This is a genomic window from Thalassoroseus sp., from assembly GCF_984380535.1.
Window position 1 is genome coordinate 1 of sequence record NZ_CFHRBF010000049.1, and the last position, 2,614, is coordinate 2,614.

General features: G+C 52.8%; 3 protein-coding genes. 2 read left to right on the forward strand and 1 reads right to left on the reverse strand.

Annotation, left to right across the window (positions count from 1 at the left end; all coding sequences use genetic code 11):
- Positions 1 to 1,938, forward strand: a 1,938-nt coding sequence (gene cas3, locus AC5DDB_RS29890; protein WP_491743435.1) for a CRISPR-associated helicase Cas3', incomplete at its 5' end; no start/stop codon positions are given.
- Between the two features lie 150 nt (positions 1,939 to 2,088).
- Here cas3 and AC5DDB_RS29895 read toward each other — a convergent pair.
- The gene (locus tag AC5DDB_RS29895; protein WP_491743436.1) at positions 2,089 to 2,325 is read right to left on the reverse strand and encodes a hypothetical protein; all 237 of its coding nucleotides are present in this window, start codon (positions 2,323 to 2,325) and stop codon (positions 2,089 to 2,091) included.
- Positions 2,326 to 2,504: 179 nt separating this feature from the next.
- Here AC5DDB_RS29895 and cas5 point away from each other — a divergent pair.
- On the forward strand, positions 2,505 to 2,614 hold a 110-nt coding region (gene cas5 / locus AC5DDB_RS29900), incomplete at its 3' end, for a CRISPR-associated protein Cas5 (protein WP_491743437.1).

The following is a 2,614-nucleotide window of genomic DNA, read 5'->3' on the forward strand; positions in this document are numbered from 1 at the left end:
TACTGCTTGGCCGGGCATCACGCGGGATTAGCGGACGATCGGGATCAGAATCCGGCCGGTCGGTCTGGGTTGCAGGATCGACTGAAGAAAAAGATAGATTCTTACATCAATGCACCGACGGAATTCTTGAAAGCCGAGCCGCCGGACTTTCCGTTGCTTCAGTTTGACGATTTGAAAGATACGAAGCAGACCGCATTCCAATTGGCGTTCTTCACCCGCATGCTGTTTTCCTGCTTGGTCGATGCGGATTTCCTGGCAACCGAGCAGTTCATGAATTCCGCTCAGGCGAGGCAGCGGGTTGGGTCGGGACCATCCATTCGGGCACTGGCTGAGACACTCGCGCAGCATCTGGACGAACTAGGAAGAAATGCCGATCCAAGTTTTGTCAACGCTCGACGTCAGGAAGTGCTCGCGGCGTGTCGATCCGCTGCTGAGTGGGAGCCGGGGTTCTTTTCATTGACTGTGCCCACCGGGGGCGGCAAGACGCTTGCATCCTTAGCGTTTGCATTAGGGCATGCCGAGAAACACGCTTTGGACCGCGTGATTTATGCGATTCCCTTCACCAGTATTATCGAGCAAACCGCCGATGTTTTTCGCAAGACATTCGCGAGTCTGAGTGCGCATGCGGTTCTGGAACATCATAGCAATCTCGATCCCGACGCCGACCGTGAAACGCCTTGGACACGACTAGCCGCCGAAAATTGGGACAGTCGGCTCATCGTGACTACTAACGTGCAGCTCTTTGAGTCGCTGTTTGCCAATCGCACATCGCGGTGTCGCAAACTGCATCGAATTGCCGGTAGCGTAATCGTACTTGATGAAGCCCAAACGCTGCCGGTGGAACTACTCGGGCCGTGCCTGGCGGCGTTACGGGAACTCGTCCGCAACTATGGTTGCACGGTTGTGTTCTGCACCGCCACGCAACCGGCCCTTGCCCGCAACAACGACTTTCGCATCGGCATCGAAGCGGACAAGCTGCGTGAAATCATCCCGGAACCGCAGGAACTTTATCGGCAAATGAAGCGGGTGGATGTCAACAATCTCGGCCAACTCACCGATGACGAATTGACTACGCGACTGAGCAATCACGAATCGTTTCTGTGCATCGTCAACACGCGACCACACGCCGCCGAACTATTTGAATCCCTGCGGAAACAGAATTCGCGTTCGGACGGGTTGTTCCACCTCAGCACGCGGATGTGTGGCGAGCATCGGGCGAAGGTCATCACACATATTCGCAAGCGTCTTGCCAAGAAACTTTCCTGCAGAGTCATCAGTACGCAGTTGATCGAGGCGGGCGTGGATGTTGATTTCCCGGTTGTCTACCGAGCTATGACCGGCATCGATTCCATCGCCCAAGCTGCCGGCCGTTGCAATCGCGAAGGCAAACGCGATTGTGGTATAGTGTTTGTGTTTGAACACGCTGATCGTCCCAAACTCCGCGGGTTATTGGGCAGTACTGCCGAGACGACTCGCGAACTACTGCCGGACGTTGAAGACCTGTTGGCTTTAGAGCCCGTCGAGCAGTACTTCCGTCTGCACTATTGGAAACAAGGTCACAAGAACTGGGACGACAAAGCCGTACTCGATCAGTTCATCGAACCCTACCAGGCCATCTTCCAATTCAAAGAGGCTGCCAAGCGGTTTCGAATGATCGAAGACGAAGCCCAACCGGTCATCGTTCCCTACGGCAAACGCGGACGCCGATTGATCGAACGCCTCGCGAGTGACAAACCACTCGGTCTCAAAATGCGTCGCCGCCTGCAACGATACACCGTGTCTGTTTTTGAAAACATTTTTCGAAATCTACTAGCCACCCACCAAATCGAGATCCGGCACGACTGCTATGCCGTATTGCTCAACGAAGATCTCTACGACGAACAACTCGGGCTAAGAACCGACATGACTGCTCACGAACCGGAATCGCTAATTGTCTAGAAGAAAACCAATACTTGATGCGAAAAGTGGGACGGTAAGTATCGATTACCGCCCCACTCGCGCAGCTCAGCAACCGCACTCACAAACATGTTTCAATCCGCATGTCCGCATAGGACATGAAACTCAACCTCCAGTAGGCGAAAAAGAATGCTACTTCGCGATCAACTGCGGCTGAGGATTACACATTCGGCTTCGATAAATTGGTGCGAACATTCGCGTAAACTCAGCATCGGAAAACCAGTGCCGGAAAATCCGGCAGTACTCATCGTAGATTTCATTTCTCGCTTCTGCCGTCAATAGGTCTTCAGGCCTGGGATATTTTTCGATGAAGAAGTCATCACAGAGCCACTTCAGCGTATCTTTCCGAGTCTTAAGTGAGTGGTACATGGTTATTGCACGATCTAGAGAATGTTGACCTCAAACTACAGGGATTATTTCGCAACCAAATCAATTTGTCAATAGACATCAGATACTCTTCTAACTAACATGAATTGTTAAGTAAATCACCGGCAAAAGCCAAGTGTATTCGATCCCAGGCAAAAACTGGCGATGAAGGGGAAACGGAAATGGCGTGTCAATCCATTCGGCTCCGCGTGCGGGGCGAGTATGCGTGTTTTACACGGCCCGAAATGAAAGTCGAGCGGGTCAGTTACGACGTGATGACGCCCTCGGCGGC